This is a genomic window from Thioalkalivibrio versutus (assembly GCF_001020955.1).
Lineage (GTDB): Bacteria > Pseudomonadota > Gammaproteobacteria > Ectothiorhodospirales > Ectothiorhodospiraceae > Thioalkalivibrio > Thioalkalivibrio versutus.
Genome location: NZ_CP011367.1, coordinates 193,281 through 212,559 on the forward strand (window position 1 = coordinate 193,281; position 19,279 = coordinate 212,559).

A 19,279-nucleotide genomic window follows, 5' to 3' on the forward strand; every position below is an offset into this window, starting at 1 on the left:
TGGCTGGCCCGCCGTCAGGCGGGCAGCCGCCTCCAGACCCCGTCCATGCGGCCTTCGAGCGGCTGGAACCGGGTCTTGTATTCCATCTTCGGCGCCTGGTCGATCCAGTAGCCGAGGTAGACATGGGGCAGACCCAGGCGGTGCGCATGCGCCACCTGGGTCAGGATTGCGAGGGTGCCCAGGCCGCGGCGCGGCTGATCCGGATCGAAGAAGCTGTACATCGCCGACAACCCCTGTGGGGTGCGGTCGGTGACGGCCACCGCGACCAGCGTGTCGGCCTGGCGGAATTCGATCAGATCCACTGGGCCGTTGCGGTGGGCGAGCATTCCCGCGTATTCCTCGCGTCCCATCTGTTCCATGCCACCGCCCGTGTGACGGGCGGTCTGGTAGCGCGAGAACAGTGGCATGTGCCCGTCGAGATCGGCGGCGGGCGATGTCCCGGGCTGTTCCGGCGGCCGGCGGATCGTCACCGCGAGATCGCGGTTGCGATCCAGGCAGCGGCGCTGGCTCCGGTTCGGGCGGAAGGCTGCAACCGGGATGCGTACGGGCACGCAGGCCGCGCACTCGGGGCAGTGATGCCGATAAACAAACTGACCGCTGCGGCGAAAGCCCTCGGCCAGTAGCTGGCCGAAGCGCGCGCCGCCCAGGCTGACCGCGGGGTCGACCAGCAAACTCTGCATCTCGCGGTCGTCCAGATAGGGGCAGGCCTGCGGGGCAGTAATGAACCAGCGGATCGGATGTTCCTGCATGGCGCTATCGTGACAGCTCTGTTCACGGGCGCAACCAGGCCGCATCCGGGGCTGCGACGCAATTTGAAAGAGCCTGCCACCAGGGTGGGCTCCACGCACGGGATGGAACCCCGGCGTGTACACTTATCCCATTCGAAACCAATGGTGTACGGCACATGACGGCAACACGCAAAGACATCGAGAACGCGCTGAAAGAGCGCATCCTGATCCTGGACGGCGGTATGGGTACCACCATCCAGCTGTACAAGCTGGACGAGGCCGATTACCGCGGCGAGCGGTTCAAGGACTGGGAATCCGACCTGAAGGGCAACAACGACCTGCTGTCGCTGACCCGCCCGGATATCATCGAGCAGATCCACAACGACTATCTCGAGGCCGGTGCCGACATCATCGAGGCCAACACCTTCAACGGTACCCGCATCGCGATGGCGGACTACCACATGGAGGACCTGGTCCCCGAGCTGAACCGCGAATCCGCGAAGCTCGCGCGCAAGGCGGCCGACGCCTGGACCGAAAAGACCCCGGACAAGCCGCGCTACGTCGCCGGCATCCTTGGCCCGACCAACCGCACCGCGTCGATCTCCCCGGACGTGAATGACCCCGGCGCGCGTAACGTCGATTTCGACACCCTGGTCGAGTCCTACAAGGAAGCGGCCGAGGCCCTGGTCGAGGGTGGCGTCGATCTGCTGCTGATCGAGACGGTGTTCGACACCCTGAACGCCAAGGCCGCGATCTTCGCGGTGAAGACGCTGGAAGACGAGCTCGGGAAGGACCTCCCGATCATGATCTCCGGCACGATCACCGACGCCTCCGGCCGTACCCTGTCCGGCCAGACCACCGAGGCCTTCTGGAACTCCGTGCGTCACGCCAATCCGGTCTCGATCGGCCTGAACTGCGCGCTGGGTGCCAAGGAAATGCGCCAGTACGTGGAAGAGCTTTCGCGCATCGCCGATACCTTTGTGTCCGCGCACCCGAACGCCGGCCTGCCGAACGAGTTCGGCGACTATGACGAGAGCCCGGAGCAGATGGCCGCGGATGTCGGCCCGTGGGCCGAGCAGGGCCTGCTGAACATTATCGGCGGTTGCTGTGGCACGCTGCCGGAGCACATCCGGGCCATGCGCGAGGCGGTCGAGAAGCACGCGCCGCGCAAGCTGCCGGAGATCGCCCCGGCCTGCCGCCTGTCGGGTCTCGAGCCGTGCAACATCACCGATGATTCGCTGTTCGTGAACGTCGGCGAGCGCACCAACGTGACCGGGTCGCGCAAGTTCCTGCGCCTGATCCAGAACGAGGAATTCGACGTCGCGCTGGAAGTCGCGCTGAATCAGGTCGAGGGCGGCGCCCAGATCATCGACATCAACATGGACGAGGGCATGCTGGAGTCGCAGGAGGCAATGGTCCGCTTCCTGAATCTGCTGGCCGGCGAGCCCGATATCGCCCGCGTCCCGGTGATGATCGACTCCTCCAAGTTCGAGATCATCGAAGCGGGCCTGAAGTGCGTGCAGGGCAAGCCGGTGGTCAACTCGATCTCCATGAAGGAGGGCGAGGAAAACTTCATCAAGCAGGCCCAGCTGTGCCGCCGCTATGGCGCCGCGATCGTGGTCATGGCCTTCGACGAGGACGGCCAGGCGGATAACGAGCAGCGTCGCGTCGAGATCTGCACCCGGGCCTACAAGCTGCTGACCGAGAAGGTTGGCTTCCCGGCCGAGGACATTATCTTCGACCCGAACATCTTCGCGGTTGCCACCGGCATCGAAGAGCACAACAACTACGGCGTGGACTTCATCGAGGCCACCCGCCGCATCAAGAACGACCTGCCGCACGCGCTGATCTCCGGTGGCGTGTCCAACGTATCGTTCTCCTTCCGCGGCAACGAGCCGGTGCGCGAGGCGATCCACGCCGTCTTCCTGTATCACGCCATCAAGGCGGGCATGGACATGGGTATCGTCAACGCCGGCCAGCTGGCGGTCTACGACGATATCGACGCGAAGCTGAAGGAAGCGGTCGAGGACGTGGTCCTGAACCGCCGCGACGACGCCACTGACCGTTTGCTCGAACTGTCCGAGGAGTACAAGGGCCAGGGCGGCGGCAAGAAGGAAGAGAACCTCGAGTGGCGCGAATGGGAAGTCTCCAAGCGTCTCGAGCACTCCCTGGTCAAGGGTATCGACACCTACGTGGTCGACGACACCGAAGAGGCACGCCAGGCGTATGACCGCCCGATCCAGGTGATCGAAGGCCCCCTGATGGACGGCATGAACGTGGTCGGCGACCTGTTCGGCGAGGGCAAGATGTTCCTGCCGCAGGTGGTCAAGTCCGCCCGCGTGATGAAGAAGGCCGTGGCCCACCTGATCCCGTACATCGAGGCCGAGAAGACCGGCACCGAGAACAACGGCCGGATCCTGATGGCCACGGTGAAGGGCGACGTCCACGACATCGGCAAGAACATCGTGGGCGTGGTGCTGCAGTGCAACAACTTCGAGGTCATCGACATCGGTGTGATGCAGCCGGGGGCCTCGATCCTGAAGGCCGCCAAGGAACACGACGTCGACGTCATCGGCCTGTCCGGTCTGATTACCCCCTCGCTGGAGGAGATGGCCAACTTCGCCGCCGACCTCGAACGTGAAGGCATGAAGACCCCGCTGATGATCGGCGGCGCGACGACCTCGCGCGCCCACACCGCGGTGAAGATCGAGCCGAACTACTCCGGCCCGGTGGTCTGGGTGAAGGACGCCTCGCGTGCCGTGGGCGTGGCCCAGAGTCTGATCAGCCCCGAGCTGCGCGAGAAGTACGCCGCCGACGTCCGCGAGGAGTACGAGAAGCTGCGCGTGCAGAACGCCGGGCGCAAGAAGAAGGTCCAGTGGGTCACGCTCGACAAGGCGCGCGCCAACAAGCCGAAAATCGACTGGTCCGACTACACGCCGCCGAAACCGAAGGCGCTGGAAACCGACGAACTGCCGGGGCAGCCGAAGGTGCTGCACCCGCATGGCGACGGCACCGTACTGCTGCGCTTCGATGATTACGATCTCAACGAGGTCGCCAAGTACATCGACTGGACGCCGTTCTTCCACTCCTGGCAGCTGCACGCCGCCTACCCGCGCATCCTGGATGACGAGAAGGTCGGCGAAGAGGCGCGCAAGCTGTTCAAGGATGGCAAGGACATGCTGAAGCGGATGATCGACGAAAAGTGGGTCACCTGCCGTGGCGTGGTCGGCTTCTTCCCGGCGAACACCGTTGATGACGACGACATCGAGGTGTACACCGACGACAGCCGCTCCAAGGTCCTGAAGAAGCTGCACCATCTGCGTCAGCAGACCGAGAAGCGTCGCGGGCAGCCGAGCCATTCGCTGGCCGATTTCGTGATGCCCAAGGAAGCCGGTGGTCCGGACTACATCGGGGCCTTCGCGGTCAGCGCCGGTGGTGATGTCGACGCCAAGGCCAAGGAATACGAAAAGGCCAACGACGACTATCACGCCATCCTCGTGAAGAGCCTGGCGGACCGTCTGGCCGAGGCCTTTGCCGAGTGCATGCACTACCATGTGCGCCGCGAATACTGGGGCTATGTCCCCGACGAGTCGCTGGAGAACGAGGACCTGATCGAGGAGAAGTACCAGGGTATTCGTCCGGCGCCCGGCTACCCGGCCTGCCCGGAGCACACCGAGAAGGCGACCTTGTGGGAGATGCTGCAGCCGGAAGAGCATGCTGACATGACGCTCACCGAGAGCTTCGCCATGCTGCCGGTCTCGGCCGTCTCCGGCTGGTACTTCGCGCATCCGGAATCGCGCTACTTCGGTCTCGGCAAGGTCAACCGCGACCAGGTCGAGGACTACGCCAAGCGCAAGGGCATGTCGTTCGAGGAGGCCGAGCGGTGGCTCGCGCCGAACCTCGGCTACGACGACAGCGACGAGGCCAAGGCGGAAGCCAAGGCCGAGCGCGACGCCCGGACCGCGTAACTTCGCGATCCTGCCCCGGGTGGGCTGGCCGACTGGCCCTTGCCCGGAAAACTGCGAGCCCCGCCCCGTGCGGGGCTCGCTTTGTTTGGGGTACCGCGCCAAACTGGACGGGCTTGTCCCCAACTGGAGTCCGCGCATGTCTGCTCGTGAACCCGCGATCGACGCTCGACCGGCGATGTTCCGCAATCATCCGTTCGGCTTCATCCTTAGCGTGTTACTGATCCCGGCCTTCGGCCTCGGCTTGCTGATCCTGTTGTGGTGGTACCTCCAGACGCGCTCGGTACGGTTGCGCATCGACGCCGATCAGGTGCATCTGGAACGGGGCCTGCTGTCGAAGTCGCATGTGGACCTCGACATCGGTCAGATCCGCACGGTGAAGGTGGATCAGAGTTTCTTCGACCGCATCTTCCGCGTGGGCCGCATCGCGGTGTACACCACCGGGGACAATCCGGAATTCCGGGTTAACGGCATCCCGGACCCCAATCGGGTGCGCGAATATGTGCGAGGCCGTCGGGAGGGCGTGGCATGAGCCGTGCGGACCGGCGGGACAGCCGTCTGGCGCTGCGCATCCTGCTCGGCACCTCGGCGCTGGTCGCGTTGCTGGTGGCTTTGCTGGTGCTGGCGGCAGCGGTGTCCCTGCCGGGGCTGTCGGACTGGGTCGCGCTCACCTTTGATGATGGTATGGGCCTGAAGAACGCGGCCCTGGTCGCGGCCATCGTCTCGGTGCTGGTGTCGATCGTATTCGCCCTGGCCGCCGGCGAGGGCCTGATCGGGGAACTGCAGTTCATGATCCCCGGTTTTTTTCTGTTCTTTGTGTTTTTCTGGTTGATGCTGGCCTGGATCTTTTGATCCACGCCCGCTCCCCGTGCATCCTGCCACTCTGTCTCAACCCCGGAGCCCCCAAGCGTGACCACTGACGCGGACAACGAGTCGAACCCCCAGCACCATCTGACCCTGCGTCCGACGCGGGTCGAGGACTACGAGGACATCCGCGAGATCATGGAGCGGGTCTATCACGACCTCGACGGTGCCTGGAGCGAGGCGCAGTTCCGCTCCCAGGTGATGCGCTTCCCCGAGGGGCAGATCTGTATCGAGGACAACGGCAAGGTGGTTGCCGCGGCGATCAGCCTGATCGTCGAATACAAGCGCTTCGGCGATCAGCACAATTACTGGCAGATCACCGGGAATGGCTTCCTGACTACCCACGACCCGGACGGCGACACGCTCTATGGCGTGGACATCTTCGTGCATCCGGACTATCGCGGGCTGCGTCTGGGCCGGCGCCTGTACGACGCGCGCAAGGAGTTGTGCGAGAAGCTGAACCTGCGGGCCATCGTCGCCGGTGGGCGTATCCCCGGCTACGAACAGTACCGCGACGAGCTGACGCCGCAGCAGTATGTGCGCCGGGTGAAGAACCACGAGATCATCGACCCGATCCTGACATTCCAACTGGCGAACGACTTTCACGTCCGCAAGATCATCACCAACTACCTGCCGGACGACGAGAAGTCCGGGGCCTACGCGACGCTGATCGAGTGGCTGAACATCTACTACGAGGAGAAGGAAAAGCTGATCGGCGGCAGCCGCTCGGACGTGCGCATCGGCGTCGTCCAGTGGCAGATGCGCCCGACGGTGGACCTGGACTCCCTGTTCCAGCAGGTGGAGTATTTCGTCGATGCGGTTTCCGGCTATCGCTCGGACTGCGTGCTGTTCCCGGAATTCTTCAACGGCCCGTTGATGGGGGCCTTCAACCAGGACTACCCGGCCGAGGCCGTGCGCCGCCTGGCCGAGTACACCGAGGCGGTCCGCGAGGAGATGGTGCGCCTGGCGCTCGCCTACAACATCAACATCGTGGCCGGCTCGATGCCCGAGTACACGGATGATGTCCTGCGCAATGTCTCCTATCTGTGCCGTCGCGATGGCACCTGGGACCGCCAGTACAAGATCCACGTGACCCCGGACGAGGTGTCCTACTGGGGACTGCAGGGCGGCGACGAGGTGCATGTCTTCGACACCGACTTCGGCAAGATCGGGATCCTGATCTGCTACGACGTGGAGTTCCCCGAACTGCCGCGGGTGATGGCCGATCACGGCCTGCAGATCCTGTTCGTGCCCTACTGGACCGACACCAAGAATGCCTATCTCCGGGTACGGCGCTGCGCCCAGGCCCGCGCGATCGAGAACGAGTGCTACGTGGTCATGTCCGGCTCGGTGGGCAACCTGCCCAAGGTCGAGAACATGGACATGCAGTACTCCCAGGCTGCGGTGTTCACCCCGTCCGACTTTGCCTTCCCGCACGACGCGGTGGCCGCGGAGGCGACCCCCAACACCGAGATGACCCTGATCGTGGATCTCGACCTCGACAACCTGAAGGAGCTGCGCAATCACGGCTCGGTGCGCAACCTGCGTGATCGTCGGCGCGACCTCTATTCGGTCAAGTGGAAGTCGAAGCCCGTGTAGCAAACACGGAGCGGTGATCGCGCATGACGCTCCGCGGGCCGATCGCCCGGAGCGAGAAAGTGTGAACCGCGTCCGGTTGCCCCGGCGACCCCACTGGCATCCGGACGCGGGGGCCCGTAGTCTTGCGAGTCTAGGGATGTTCGGCCACTGGGGGTACAGCGTGGTCGGCGGCCGTGCCGCTGTCAGGCGGGCGGATGTCAGTCAGGGGGAAGCATGAGCGATCAGATACCGGACCCAAAACGCGCCGCGATCCTCGTGGTGGATGACTCCAAGGTCATCCGGGTTGCGTTGCAACGTATCCTGCAGGGTCAGAACACCGTCTACGAGGCGGCCGACGGCGAACAGGCACTGGAACTGCTTCAGCAGTATCCCGATATCGGGCTGGTGCTGACCGATCTCTCGATGCCGGGCATCGACGGGCAGGATCTCCTGCTGCGTATTCGTGATGGCGTCGATGACCTCCCCACGGACCTCCCGGTGGTGATCGTGACCGGTCAGGAGAGCGACGAGGCGGCCAGCGACGAATGGCGCTCACTGGGGGCCAATGCCGTCCTGATGAAGCCGTTTGTTCCCACCCGCGTGCGCGAGGTCGTGGCCGAACTCCTGCCACCGCCGCCGGTCCCCGAGCCGGCGGCCCCCGGAGGGGCCCCCGACTCCGCCGAGAACCAGGCGTTGCGCGACGAGGTCGAGCGCCTGCGCCGCGAGTTGATGCTGCGGCAACAATCCTCCAATGAGCGCGAGGCGCAGAAAGAGCTGGAGCGTCTGCGCAACGCCCTGGGCGAGGCCCGTGACGAGTCCACGGCGGCATTCCAGCGCGCGGAAGAGCGGGATCGCGAGATCGAGACTCTGCAGGGGCGTCTGGAGGAGGCCGAGACGGCGCTGGCCGAGGCGCGGGCGCGGGACGACGAGGTCGTGGCAGCAGCGGAACAGGCCGCAGCCCGCGAGGAGGAGCTTGCGGCCTTGCGTGTGCGCGTGGAAGAACTCGAGGCTGAGGGTCCCCCGGAGTCGACCGAGCCCGACCACGAGACCGAACAACTGCGTAGCCGGGTGCGCGAGCTCGAGAGCGAGAATGTCCGCCTGGACCACGAGCTCGTCGACCTGGAGCGTCAGCGCGAGGAGCAGCAGACGGAGCTGAAGGTGGCGCGGGGCGAGGCCGAACGCCTGCGCCGCGAGCGCAACCAGCAGTGCGAGCGCGCCGCGGCGGCCGAGAAGGCCCAGGCCGAGGCCGAGCAGCGCTGTTCGGATAGCCAGGATTCGGCTTCGGATCTGGGTGACCGCCTGGTGGCCCGCGAGCGGGAACTCGCGGAGGCCCAGCAACGCAACCAGGACCTGCGTGGCCGGATCCGTGATCTGGAACATGCCCTGACCGGCCACAGCACCACTGCTGCGGCGGAGCCGGCGAGCGAGCCAAGTCGGGGCGAAACGGTCAAGGCCGAGCCGGAGGACAGCCTGCGGGCGCCCCTGTTCGATGCGAAACACGCGCGACCCGCACGTCTGGCGGGGCGTCGCTGGTTCCGGCTGGCGTTTGTCGGGGTGCTGGCGGTGATCGTGGTCCTGGGGGTGGCGATCTACCTGCGCGGGACCTGAGGCTCCGCGTGAAAGGGGCGGGCACCTGGCAGTGCCCGCCGTACATCGGGTTTAGTGCCGATCGCGGAGGACACCCAGCAGGTGGTTCCAGGAATCGTGGTCGGCGCGCGCGTCATAGCCGACCGGCATGCCGAACTCCTCGGCAATGGCATCGGCCCCCGGATTAGTGAAGCTGTGCTTCACACCGGAGAATTCCACCACGGTGTAGCGTACTTCGGCCTCCTGCATCTCCTTCTGGAAACCGGCGACCTGCTCCGGCGGGATCATCGGGTCTGCGGTACCGGTGAAGGACAGCAGTTCGGCCGACACCTTGCCGACCTCGGCCGGGTGCTCGGTTGCCAGGCCGCCGTGGAAGCTCGCCGCCACGTTCAGGTCCATCCCTGCGCGCGCGGCCTCGAGGGCCACGGTGCCGCCGAAGCAGTAGCCGACTGCGGAGGGCGCCGTATCCGCGCTGGCATCATGCGCGCGCAGCCAGTCGTAGGCGGCCTGGAAGCGGCCCAGCATCAGGTCGCGATTCTCGCGGATTTCCCCGGCGAACTCGCCGGCGGTAGACGGGTGATCGGCCAGCTTGCCGCTGCCGTACATATCCAGGGCGAAGGCGGTGTAGCCCTCGCGGGCCAGCTGCTCGGCACGGTCGCGGGCGTAGTCGTTGTGGCCCCACCATTCGTGAATGACCAGGACCGCCGGGTGTGGCCCGTCGCCTTCGGGGTGGGCCAGATAGCCGGTCATCTCGTCGCCGTCATGGTCGTAGGCGATCTCTTCGGTCTGGATGCCGGCCAGGGCCATGCCGGGGAGCAGGCCGGCGAGCAAAACGGCCAGCGGCGCAAATGCGGACTTGCTAAACATATGGGCACCTCCTTGGTGGACGAAGCGTCGTATTTTCGACCCGGGCCTGCGAGTATGGTTCGGGCCCGGCCGGGTTACAACGAAGGGGACAGCGGCTACAGTAGAGAGGTCGGGGCCACGTGCGCGAGGTGGCCTCGAAACAGGACGAGTGAGGCGCAGCGATCCCCGTTCCGCCTCGGCAAGAGGATCCATCCATGTCCGACCGATCCGCCAACGATTCCCTTGAGGCCCGCGTCCAGTCGGCTGACAAGCTTCTGGCCATGCCACAGGTGGTGTTCGAGGTTGCGCGCCTGCTGGAGGACGACGATGCCACGGCTGCCAGGATCGCCAGCAGCCTGGGACGCGATCCCGGCCTGGTGGCCCTGGTCCTGCGCATCGCCAACAGCCCTGCCTATGCCCCGGCGCGTCCGGTTGACTCGGTGGACCGCGCGATTGCCATGCTGGGTCGCGATGCCCTGCAGCGTCTGGTGGTGGCGAGCGCGATCACCCGCGCCACGGCCAGCATCCCGGATCAGGAGCGCCTGCCGCTGGAGGTGTTCTGGCGCCATTCGGCCTACTGCGCGGTGATCGCGCGGCAACTAGCGATGCGCGTGCTGCCGCGCCAGGCCAGCGGGATCTTCCTGGCCGGCCTGCTGCATGATCTTGGCAAGCTGTTGTTGTTCTCGCAGTCGCCGGAATCGGCCCACCGGGCCTTCCTCTCCAGTCTGGATGTTGGCGACGGCCTGAGCCCGCAGGGCGCGGAGCGCGCGCAACTGGGCTTCGATCATGCGCAGCTGGGTGGGGCCCTGGCCGCGCACTGGGGTCTGCCGGAACTCCTGGTCGACTGCCTCGCCGGTCACCATCAGCCGCTGCAGGCGCCGGAGCGCAATCGCACCGCCGTGATGCTGGTGCATCTGGCCAACACCGGTGCCCATCTCGCCGAGATCGATTCACGCGACTGGGCGGATGCGCCCCCGGTAGATCCGGCGGTGTGGGACGCCCTGCACCTGGCCCCCGAGGTCTTGCTCTCTGCGGTGGAGGAGGCCCAGCACGAGGTGCTGGCGGTGCAGGACCTTTGCGATCCGGCGCACGAGGGGGAGCCGCGGCCATGACCGCTCGCCGTGAACTTGGGGATGCGGTGCGAGTCCCATCGGCTATGCAGAGTCGGGCATTGCCACTTGTACGATTGCGCGCGCTGGTCCTGGCGGGGCTGCTGCTCCTGCTGACAGGGTGTGCCGGGGTTCCGGCGGCCCTTTCCCCGTTGCCTGCTGCCGCCCCCGATCGCGATCAGGTGCTGGCGGATCCCGAGGCCGTGAAGGGCGAGACCGTGGTCTGGGGCGGAGTGATTGCGGACATCGAGAACACCTCGGGCGGTACCCGGCTGGAGGTGGTGGCCCGCGAACTTGATCGCCAGGGGCGACCACAGGAGGCGGATCGCTCACCCGGGCGCTTCCGCGTGGTCAGCAGCGGTTTCCTCGACCCGCAGATTTACAAGGAAGGCCGCGAGGTGACCGTGCGGGGTGTCATCCACGGGATCGAGGAGGGCCGCATCGGTGACTACGCCTATACCTTCGTTACGCTGCAGGCGGATGCGGTCTACCTGTGGTCGCGGCGCCCGCCACCGGCGGAGCGCGGCTATCGCGATCCGTTCTACGACCCGTTTTATGACCCGTTCTATAGCCCCTGGGGCCCGCGTTACGGCCTCTATGGGCGTTATCACCCGCATCCCTGGTACTGGTGAGCATGACCCGATTCTTGCGTCCTTTTCTGGCATTGCTGCTGCCCGTGTTCCTGGTCGCCTGCGCCTCCGGCCCGCTGGAGGCCCCGGATGACCCGGCCGTGCAGGTCGAGCCGCGTGCAGTCACCGCCGACAGCCTGCCGCCCGACGAGCAGGTATGGGGCGGGGTGATCGCGCGCGTGGACAATCGCGCCGAGGCGACCTTCATCGAGGTGGTCGGGTACCCGCTCAGTCGTCAGGAGCCACAGACGCGGCAGTCCACCACCGGACGTTTCCGCCTGCGTGTGGAGGGCTTCGCCGACCCGGTGGACTATCGTGCCGGGCGCCGGATTACCGGTGTCGGCACGGTGACCGGGGTCGAGGACGGCCGGATCGGCGAGCTGGACTACGTCTTCCCGGTGCTGGAGGCCCACTCGGTGCACCTGTGGCCGGAGCCCGAGCCGGCACGATCTTCCGGTGGTGTGCGCTTTGGCATAGGCATCGGGATCGGCCTGTAGGCTGTCCCGGGGCGGTCGGCGCGCGTTTCCACGAATCCCCATGCAACGAGGAGTATTCATGCGAGCAGTCGTGTTCGACGAACCCGGAGCCGCCGAGGCCCTGCGTCTGGACGAAGTAGCGGCGCCGGCGCTCACGGCCCCCGACCAGGTCCGCATCCGGATGCTGGCGGCCGGTGTCAATCCGGTGGATACGAAGGTGCGCGCCGGGGGCATGATCGTCCCCGGTGCGCCGCGCAACACGCCGGGCTGCGATGGGGTGGGCATCATCGAGGAATGTGGCAGCGCCGTGCATCACGCGCGGCCGGGGCAGCGGGTTGCCTTCTGTTTTGGTGGGGTCGGGGCCGATCCGGGGACCTACGCCGAACAGGTCGTGGTGCCCGAGGCCGCGGTGGTCCCGGTGCCGGCGGCGGTATCCGATGCCCAGGCCGCCGCCCTGCCGCTTACCTGGCTGACCGCCTGGGAGGCCCTGTTCGAGCGGGCCGACCTGCAGCGCGGCCAGAGCGTGCTGGTTCACGCGGCGGCCGGCGGGGTCGGGCAGATGGCCGTACAGATCGCACGCGCTGCCGGCGGCCGGGTACTGGGGCTGGTGCGGCGCGACGAGGCGGGCACGATTGTCACCGCACTTGGGGGCGATGTCGTCGACCTGCGCAAGCCGGATGCCGCGGACGCGATCATGCAGTACACCGATGGGCGTGGCTTCGACATCGTGCTGGACACCGTTGGTGGCGAGGTCTTCCGCGAGGGCCTGACGCAGGTGGCCTATGGCGGGGATCTGGTGACCCTTCTGGCCCCCCCGGAGGATACCGACTGGAACTCGGCGCGGCTGCGCAACCCGAGCATCAGCCTGGAGCTGATGCTGACCCCGATGCTGGAGAATGATCGCCGCCGTCTGAAGCACCAGGCCACCCTGGTGGCCGAGGGTCTGGCCCGGCTGGCCAGCGGTCGCTTGCAGGTCAACGTCGAGGATACCCTCCCGCTGGCCGAGGCCGCCGAGGCCCACCGGCGCATCGAAGCCGGCGGCCGCCGCGGCAAGCTCGTGCTGCGCATCCCCGAATAAGCGGGTCTTGCAACCACGAAGCGCCCGAAGACACGCAGAAGGGAAAGGTCCAGGGCGATTCACCACGGAGGCCACGAAGAAAGGCGAGGTGGCGGATCCGTCGGGGCGTTGTTTAGCGATCGAGGCACTACCCACACCCCGCGCCAGTTCGCGCACGCAGATCGCCACGCCGCTTCGCGGCTTGCGATGACGACGGGCACTGCGGCCTCAGAACTTCCAGCATTGCGAGGGCCACGGCTTCGACTAGGTCGTGCTGCCAACACACCCGTCCTCTCGGTCCCCTCTGTGGTGAAATCGCCCTTCGCGCGCTTCGGGGTGGACTCCTGAAGCGCGCGGGGGAGGAGATTAGCTGCCGAAGAGATGGCTGAAGATGCGGGCGCCGCCGATGTAGGTGCCGGCGGCCGAGCCCAGCGTGGTCAGCAGGAACACCAGCAACACGCGCGAGACGCGGTTGCGCCACCAGCCGCGTGGCGTGGTGGTGTCCTGACGCAGACTGGCAAAGTCGGAGACCCGCGGCTTGCGCAGGAACAGCTCGGCCGCGGCCGCCACAAAGCCGACCCCGATGGTGGGATTCAGCGAGGTCAGCGGGGCCGCCAGGGCCGCGGTGAGCACGGTTAGCGGATGGGCCAGGGCGATGATCGCGCCGAGGGCCGCCAGCCCGCCGTTGATCAGTACCCAGTCGATCACCATCTGCAGGCCGATATCCGGGTTGCGCGAGAACCCGATGGCAAAGCCGGCGAGGATGATCCCGATCACCACCCACGGGACGACCTTGGGCCAGCGCGCCTTGGGCGGGGCCTGGTCCAGGGCGTCGAGGATCGCGTCCGGCGGGGTCAGGTGATCCTCGGCCTGTTCGGCAATCCCGGGCAGGTGGCCAGCCCCCACCACCGCCAGGGTGCAGTGCGTCTCCGGGTTGGCCGCGAGGCGGCGCAGGTGGGCGGCCATGTAGTGGTCGCGCTCTTCGATCAGGGTGCGGTAGAGGTCCTCGGACTGCTCGGCGAACTCGCTGAAGGTGGACTCCAGCATGTCGCCTTCCTTCAGGCGCTCGATCTCGGATTCGTCGATCTTCTCGCGCGAGAGTACGGAGCTGAACAGTCCGCCGATCAGCCCCATGCGTTCCCACCAGCGCACTGCGCGGTAGGTGCGGCGCAGGGTCAGGCCGATATCCCGGTCGATCAGGGCCAGGGGGAGGCCATTGTCCAGGGCGCCGTCCATGGCCGCGCGCATCTCGGCGCCGGGTTCGATGCCGTACTGGTCGGCCAGGCGTTGCTGGTAGGCCCCGAGCGCCAGGCTGGCGGCGATCATCGGGGCCTGGCCCTTGCGCATCACGCTGAACAGATCCATGCGCCCGACTGCGTCGGGGTCCAGCATCGCGCGCTGACGGCTTTCGCACAGCTCGACCGCCACGCTGTCAAAGGCCCCCGTGTCGATCAGGGCTCGGACCTTGTCGGCGCTGGCGCGCGACACGTGCGCGGTGCCCAGCACCACGACTTCGGTGTCGCCCAGTTGCAGGACGCGGTGGGGTTCGTCGGCGATCAGTTCCTGGACGGCGGGATTCATGCGTGGCGGGCTCTTGCTCCGGTGGGCGGGCCGTATTCTACGGCGAATACGCGCGGCCCGCAGCGCCGGCCGCCGGATCGCGCGCTACGGAGCATCGGGCTCGGCCTGTGGGACGTCGTCGGGCGGGCTGTCTGCCTCCGCTTCGGGGAGCGGTTCCGGCACGCGCAGGCTCTCCAGGCGTTCGACCACGCGCAGCGCACGCTCGTGGGCCGAGAGGAGTCCGGCATGGTCGGGCGCCAGTTCGAGCCCCTCTTCCCAGTGTCTCAGGGCCTCTTCGATGTCACCGGCGGAGTAATGGCTGCGGCCCTCCTCCAGCAGCGTCTCGGCGCGCGCGTCTCGGCGCTCGCGCCATTCCTCGCACAGCGCGCGATGGGCTCGCTGGGCGGCCTGGTCCGGGCCGGAGGCGTCGGTGTCGGGGGTGATCTCGTTGCGGCACCAGCGCGCCGCCGTGGACAATTCGCCCGCCTCCAGGGCCTGACGCAGGCGTGCATTGATGGTGGAACGCGGGACCTCTTCCTCGATCTCGGGGGCTTCGGCCTGGCGCAGTTCCCGCTCCAGGCGCGCGATGCGTTCTGCGCGTTCGGAGTCGGAGGCCAGGCCCTGGGCCAGGTGCAGTAGCTCCAGGCGTTCCTCGCCATCGGTGCCGGCGGCGTAGCCATCCAGCGCCCGCGCCAGAGGCTCGCGACGATTGGCAAGGCGGTCGGGATCGTCCGGCAGCCGTTCGCTGTGGCGCACCAACGGACGCATCACCTCGAGCAGGCGCAGCCGCTGGACCAGGGCGCGCGCCTCGAGGATGTCGTGGCGCTGCTGCAGGGTCTGCAATCCAACCTGTCGCTGGCGTTCCAGTTGGCTGATGAATTCCCGACGTTCGCTGTCCGGCGGCAGTTGTGCCTCGGCCGTCTCGAGGATCTCCAGGGCCTGAGCGACCGCGCCTTCGGCCGAGGCGGCGCGCGCCTCGTGCATCGCCTCGGCCGCGGCGGTCGCGGCCTCGTCCTCGATGGCTGCCCGGCGCTCGGCCCATCGGGCTCGCGGTTCCGGGTCGTTCTCGTCGATCAGCTCGAGGGCATGCTGGTAGTTACCCGTCTCCAGGGCGCGTTCGATGCGCTGCTCGGGCGGGGCGAAGGGGTCCAGAGCGGCGCAGCCCTGGACCAGCAGAAGGGCCAGCAGGATACTCGCGAGCGGGAGCAGGCCGCGGGCTGCAGTCATGTGCGATCCGTAGCGTTCAGTACCCGGGTGGTGGGCACGGCTTCGCTGACCCCGTGCAGCTCGTGGGTGCCCCAGTCTTCGGTGCGGAACTGTCCCTTCACCTGCTCGTGCTCCATGAATGCGGCAGTCGTGACCAGCCCGCCGGGGGGCGCGACTGTGACCAGGCGGGCTGCGAGGTTGACGGTGTCGCCGACCACGGTGAACTGCATGCGGTCTTCGGCCCCCATGTTGCCGGCCAGCATCTCGCCGGCATTCAGGCCGATACGGAACTCCACCCGGGTATCGCCGCGGCGTTCACGCTCGGCGTTGATCGAGGCGACGGTGTCCAGCAGGGCCAGGCCGGTCTGCACAGCGGTCAGGCGATGGTTCCCGGCATCCGCCCCGAGGCCGAACACCGCCATGGTACAGTCGCCCATGTACTTGTCCACCGTGCCGCCGTGACGGGCAATGCATTCCGACATCGGACCGAAGAATTCGTTGAGCATGCGGCCCAGGGCCTCCGGGCTGCAGCGCTCCGAAAGCGCGGTGTAGCCCTGGATGTCGGCAAACAGTACCGATCCCTCCAGTGCGCGTCCGCCCAGCTCCACCCGGTCCAGATTCTCCAGGATGTCCTGGGCGATGGCGTCCGACACGTAGCGGCGCAGGGCGGCCTCGACCTGGTCCTTGCGCAGCAGGTCGCGCGCCATATCGTTGAAGGCGTCGGTCAGCTGGGCGATCTCGTCCTGGCGCACCATCGGCAGCGTGTTGCCCTGGTCATCCATGGGGCGGGCGCGCGAACGCATGCTCTCGGCCAGGCGTTCCAGTGGGCGCACCAGGCGCTTGCTGATGTCGATTGCCAGGATCAGGCTCAGCAGAAACACCCCGACGGCCGTGGCGATCCCGGCGTTCAGGGTGTTGCGGATTAGCTCCTGCATTGGCGAGGTGTCGATGTAGGCCTCGATGTAGCCCACCTGTACGTCCTGAAAGCGCACGTTGCGTCGGTAGGGTTCCATCGTCGGTGCCAATGGCCACACCCCGTCGGTGAGGGATTGCTCCGGCGGTGTCCCGGCGCGGGCAACCTGACCGCGGTCGATCGCGTAGGCGGCGATGGACTCGACGCGCCCCTCCTCCACCAGTGAGTTCAGCAGGGTCTCCAGGGTCAGGTAGTCCTCGGCCAGCATCAGTTCCGCCGAGGTCCGCGCGACCGGCGCCACGGTGCTCTCGGCCTGGGCGCGAATCTGGTTGTCCAGCACGTTGCTGACCTGGTTCAGCACCACAGCCGACAGGGTCACGATCCCGGCCAGTGTCAGCCCGGCGATCGCCGCGACGATCTTCCATGCGATCGGCAGGTAGCGTGGGGTGAAGTCGGCGCTGCCGACGCCCAGGCGTGCGCCACCGCCGGACTTGCGGCGGCGGATCACGAGGGGGTCTCCGGGGCGGCAAGCCAAGGGGCCAGCCACGCCCGCCAGTCGGCGAGCAGGGTGTCGGAGCGCGCCGCCACCGCGGAGCGCTTGGTCAGCGATCGTCCGAATACGGGCTCGCCCGCGAGGTTGCACATGGCACCGCCGGCGCGGGCGAGCATCAGCCCACCGGCCGCGCTGTCCCATGGGGCCTGGCCACCGTGCAGGTACAGATCGGCGCGGCCGGCGGCCAGCCAGGCCCACTCCAGGGCGCAGGCGCCGAGGTTGCGTTGCGAGCGAAACGGCGCGTTGCAGGCCAGTTCACCCGCCAGGGGGGCATCCAGGCGCTTGTAGTCCACCAGGGCGATGGCGCGGCCCAGCTCCGTGACGGGAGGGCGAGTGGTCGCCGGCGGGGTGACCCCGTTGAGCTCCAGCGCGCTGTCTTCGGTGGCGGTAAAGAGTTCTTCGCGTACCGGATCGTAGGTCGCGCCATGGGTGACCCGGTCACCCTCGATGCGGGCGATGGAGATGGCGAAGAAGGGCATGCCACCGGCGAAATTGGAGGTGCCGTCCAGCGGGTCCACCAGCCAGAAGGCGGGGGCGGTCTCCAGTACGCGTGCCTGTTCGCCGCGTGCCTGTTCCTCGCTCAGTACCGGCGTGTCCTGTCCGTATGCGCCCAGCAGGGTGCGTACACGCGCATCCACCGCGTGGTCGGCCTCGGTGATTACGCTGCCGTCTGCCTTGTAATCAACGGCGATATCGGCCTCGAAGCGGGGCAGCAGTTCTTGCTGCCCGATCTCGCGCAGGCCCTGCGCGAGATCGGAGAAGGGGATGGCAGTGGTAGTCATGCAGACCCGGAAACGCTGGTGGCAAGGTAAACGAACCGGAGACGGCCGGGCATGCCCGGAAAAACTCGGGTTCGATTGCGCTTATCATACCGGTCCATGACCGGCTTGATCATAATCATATCCATTGCCTTGATAGGGTTTTACGTTAATGACACCTGGCGTGCCAACGAGCGTGCCCGTCGGGTGGGGCGGCAGGCCTGCGAGCGGGCAGGGGTGCAGTTGCTCGATGCCACCGTCGTGCGTACCGGCCAGCGCCTGGTCTGGGGCGACCGCGGCCTGGCCCTGCAACGCCGCTACCGCTTCGAGTTTTCCGCCGATGGGGCGGGGCGACATCCCGGCGAGATCTCGCTGGAAGGCCGACAGTTGAAGCGCGTGACCCTGGACTGGCCGGACGGCGGCCGCGAGTTTCAGGGGCTGGACAGCGATGACAACAGCGGAGGGGCGCCCCGGTGACCCTGAGCGAGCTGCGGTATGTGGTCGCCGTCGCCGATGCCCGTCACTTTGGACGGGCGGCCGCGGCCAGCCACGTCAGTCAGCCATCGCTGTCGGTGGCGGTGCGCAAGTTCGAGGAAGAACTGGGCGTGACCCTGTTCGAGCGCGGCCGCGGCGAGGTCAACGTGACGCCGGCAGGTGAGCAGATTATCGCGCAGGCGCGGCGCGTGCTGGCCGAGGTCGAACAGCTGCGCTCGGTTGCCGTGCAGAGTCAGGATCAACTCTCCGGCCCGCTGCGCCTGGGTGCGATCTACACCATCGGTCCGTACCTGCTGCCGGAGCTGATCCCCGCGCTGCACGAGCGCGCGCCGAACATGCCGCTGGTGATCGATGAGAACTACACCGGGCGGTTGCGCGAGCGGCTCAAGCAGGGTGAGCTCGACGCGATCCTCATTTCGTTGCCGTTCGAGGAGCCGGGCGTGGTCACGCTTCCCTTGTACGACGAACCGTTCATGGCCGTGCTGCCGGCGGCGCACCCGCTGAAGGACAAGGAACCCCTGCGCCTGGAGGACATGGCCGATGCGACCCTGCTGATGCTGGGCGCCGGACACTGTTTTCGCGACCAGGTGCTGGAGCGCTGCCCGGACTGTCAGCGTACGGTAACTGCGGATGGCAGTACGCCGCGCAATCTGGAGGGGTCGTCGCTGGAGACAATCCGCCACATGGTGGCCTCGGGGATGGGGGTAACGATCCTCCCGTGCACAGCGGTGGGGGCGGATCGTTATGCCCAGCGACTGCTGGCCGTCCGGCGGTTTCAGGATCCGGCGCCCAGCCGCCGTGTGGCCCTGGCATGGCGCGCCAGCTTCCCGCGTCCGGAGGCCATCGAGGCGCTGCGGCGCGCGGTGCTCTCGACCCCGCTGACCTGCGTCGATTTTATCCAGCCCGGCGCGGGGTAGGCGGCTTCAAGGCAATGCGGATTCGCGCGGGATGGGCT

At 67.2% G+C, this 19,279-nt stretch carries 17 protein-coding genes; 11 read left to right on the forward strand and 6 right to left on the reverse strand.

The genetic code is table 11. The features are described from left to right. Positions 1-14: 14 nt before the first annotated feature. The gene (locus TVD_RS00885) at positions 15-749 is read right to left on the reverse strand and encodes an arginyltransferase (RefSeq protein ID WP_047250559.1); all 735 of its coding nucleotides are present in this window, start codon (positions 747-749) and stop codon (positions 15-17) included. 155 nt (positions 750-904) lie between these two features. Between TVD_RS00885 and metH the strand changes: the two genes are divergently transcribed. From metH to TVD_RS00910, 5 genes are all read left to right on the forward strand, one after another. Continuing rightward, positions 905-4,696: a methionine synthase gene (gene metH, locus TVD_RS00890; RefSeq protein ID WP_047250560.1), complete on the forward strand. Its 3,792-nt coding sequence runs from the start codon at positions 905-907 to the stop codon at positions 4,694-4,696. Positions 4,697-4,832: 136 nt separating this feature from the next. Next, entirely contained in the window at positions 4,833-5,225 is a 393-nt protein-coding gene (locus tag TVD_RS00895) for a PH domain-containing protein (protein ID WP_018938304.1), read from the forward strand. Further along, complete coding sequence (locus TVD_RS00900; RefSeq protein ID WP_018144728.1) at positions 5,222-5,545, forward strand: hypothetical protein; 324 nt, start codon at positions 5,222-5,224, stop codon at positions 5,543-5,545. Before TVD_RS00895 ends, TVD_RS00900 begins: the two co-directional genes overlap by 4 nt. A 57-nt stretch (positions 5,546-5,602) precedes the next feature. Then, positions 5,603-7,156: a bifunctional GNAT family N-acetyltransferase/carbon-nitrogen hydrolase family protein gene (locus TVD_RS00905; RefSeq protein WP_018938302.1), complete on the forward strand. Its 1,554-nt coding sequence runs from the start codon at positions 5,603-5,605 to the stop codon at positions 7,154-7,156. A 213-nt stretch (positions 7,157-7,369) separates the two neighbouring features. Beyond that, positions 7,370-8,743: a response regulator gene (locus TVD_RS00910; protein WP_047250561.1), complete on the forward strand. Its 1,374-nt coding sequence runs from the start codon at positions 7,370-7,372 to the stop codon at positions 8,741-8,743. 51 nt (positions 8,744-8,794) lie between these two features. Here the strand turns inward: TVD_RS00910 and TVD_RS00915 are convergent, their stop codons facing one another. After that, positions 8,795-9,589 (reverse strand): dienelactone hydrolase family protein, encoded by a 795-nt coding sequence (locus TVD_RS00915; RefSeq protein WP_047250562.1) that lies wholly within the window; start codon positions 9,587-9,589, stop codon positions 8,795-8,797. Positions 9,590-9,783: 194 nt separating this feature from the next. On the opposite strand from TVD_RS00915, the gene TVD_RS00920 reads away from it, so the two are divergent. Genes TVD_RS00920 through TVD_RS00935 form a run of 4 tightly spaced genes read left to right on the forward strand, consistent with a single transcriptional unit; the run spans position 9,784 to position 12,860 of the window. Further along, entirely contained in the window at positions 9,784-10,680 is an 897-nt protein-coding gene (locus tag TVD_RS00920) for an HDOD domain-containing protein (RefSeq protein WP_047250563.1), read from the forward strand. Positions 10,681-10,724: 44 nt separating this feature from the next. Further along, a complete protein-coding gene (locus TVD_RS00925) occupies positions 10,725-11,309 on the forward strand; it encodes a Slp family lipoprotein (protein WP_047250564.1) in 585 nt (194 codons plus the stop codon). A 2-nt stretch (positions 11,310-11,311) separates the two neighbouring features. Continuing rightward, a complete protein-coding gene (locus TVD_RS00930) occupies positions 11,312-11,803 on the forward strand; it encodes a Slp family lipoprotein (RefSeq protein WP_047250565.1) in 492 nt (163 codons plus the stop codon). 58 nt (positions 11,804-11,861) lie between these two features. Continuing rightward, a complete protein-coding gene (locus TVD_RS00935) occupies positions 11,862-12,860 on the forward strand; it encodes a zinc-binding dehydrogenase (protein ID WP_047250566.1) in 999 nt (332 codons plus the stop codon). A 345-nt stretch (positions 12,861-13,205) separates the two neighbouring features. Here the strand turns inward: TVD_RS00935 and TVD_RS00940 are convergent, their stop codons facing one another. The 4 genes from TVD_RS00940 to TVD_RS00955 form a co-directional block, all read right to left on the reverse strand. Beyond that, positions 13,206-14,420 carry a TraB/GumN family protein gene (locus TVD_RS00940; RefSeq protein WP_047250567.1) on the reverse strand — a complete coding sequence of 405 codons (1,215 nt, stop codon included), beginning with the start codon at positions 14,418-14,420 and terminating at the stop codon, positions 13,206-13,208. A gap of 84 nt (positions 14,421-14,504) precedes the next feature. Beyond that, positions 14,505-15,626: a tetratricopeptide repeat protein gene (locus TVD_RS00945; protein ID WP_047250568.1), complete on the reverse strand. Its 1,122-nt coding sequence runs from the start codon at positions 15,624-15,626 to the stop codon at positions 14,505-14,507. Next, positions 15,623-17,026, reverse strand: a complete 1,404-nt coding sequence (locus tag TVD_RS00950) for an adenylate/guanylate cyclase domain-containing protein (RefSeq protein WP_019568459.1) — start codon at positions 17,024-17,026, stop codon at positions 15,623-15,625. Before TVD_RS00950 ends, TVD_RS00945 begins: the two co-directional genes overlap by 4 nt. Continuing rightward, the gene (locus TVD_RS00955; protein ID WP_018176289.1) at positions 17,023-17,853 is read right to left on the reverse strand and encodes an inositol monophosphatase family protein; all 831 of its coding nucleotides are present in this window, start codon (positions 17,851-17,853) and stop codon (positions 17,023-17,025) included. The genes TVD_RS00950 and TVD_RS00955 overlap by 4 nt, the downstream gene beginning before the upstream one ends. Positions 17,854-17,949: 96 nt before the next feature. On the opposite strand from TVD_RS00955, the gene TVD_RS00960 reads away from it, so the two are divergent. Then, positions 17,950-18,306 carry a DUF3301 domain-containing protein gene (locus TVD_RS00960; protein WP_026289493.1) on the forward strand — a complete coding sequence of 119 codons (357 nt, stop codon included), beginning with the start codon at positions 17,950-17,952 and terminating at the stop codon, positions 18,304-18,306. Continuing rightward, positions 18,303-19,241, forward strand: coding sequence for a hydrogen peroxide-inducible genes activator (locus TVD_RS00965; RefSeq protein ID WP_047250569.1), 939 nt, complete (start codon positions 18,303-18,305; stop codon positions 19,239-19,241). The genes TVD_RS00960 and TVD_RS00965 overlap by 4 nt, the downstream gene beginning before the upstream one ends. Positions 19,242-19,279: the final 38 nt, after the last annotated feature.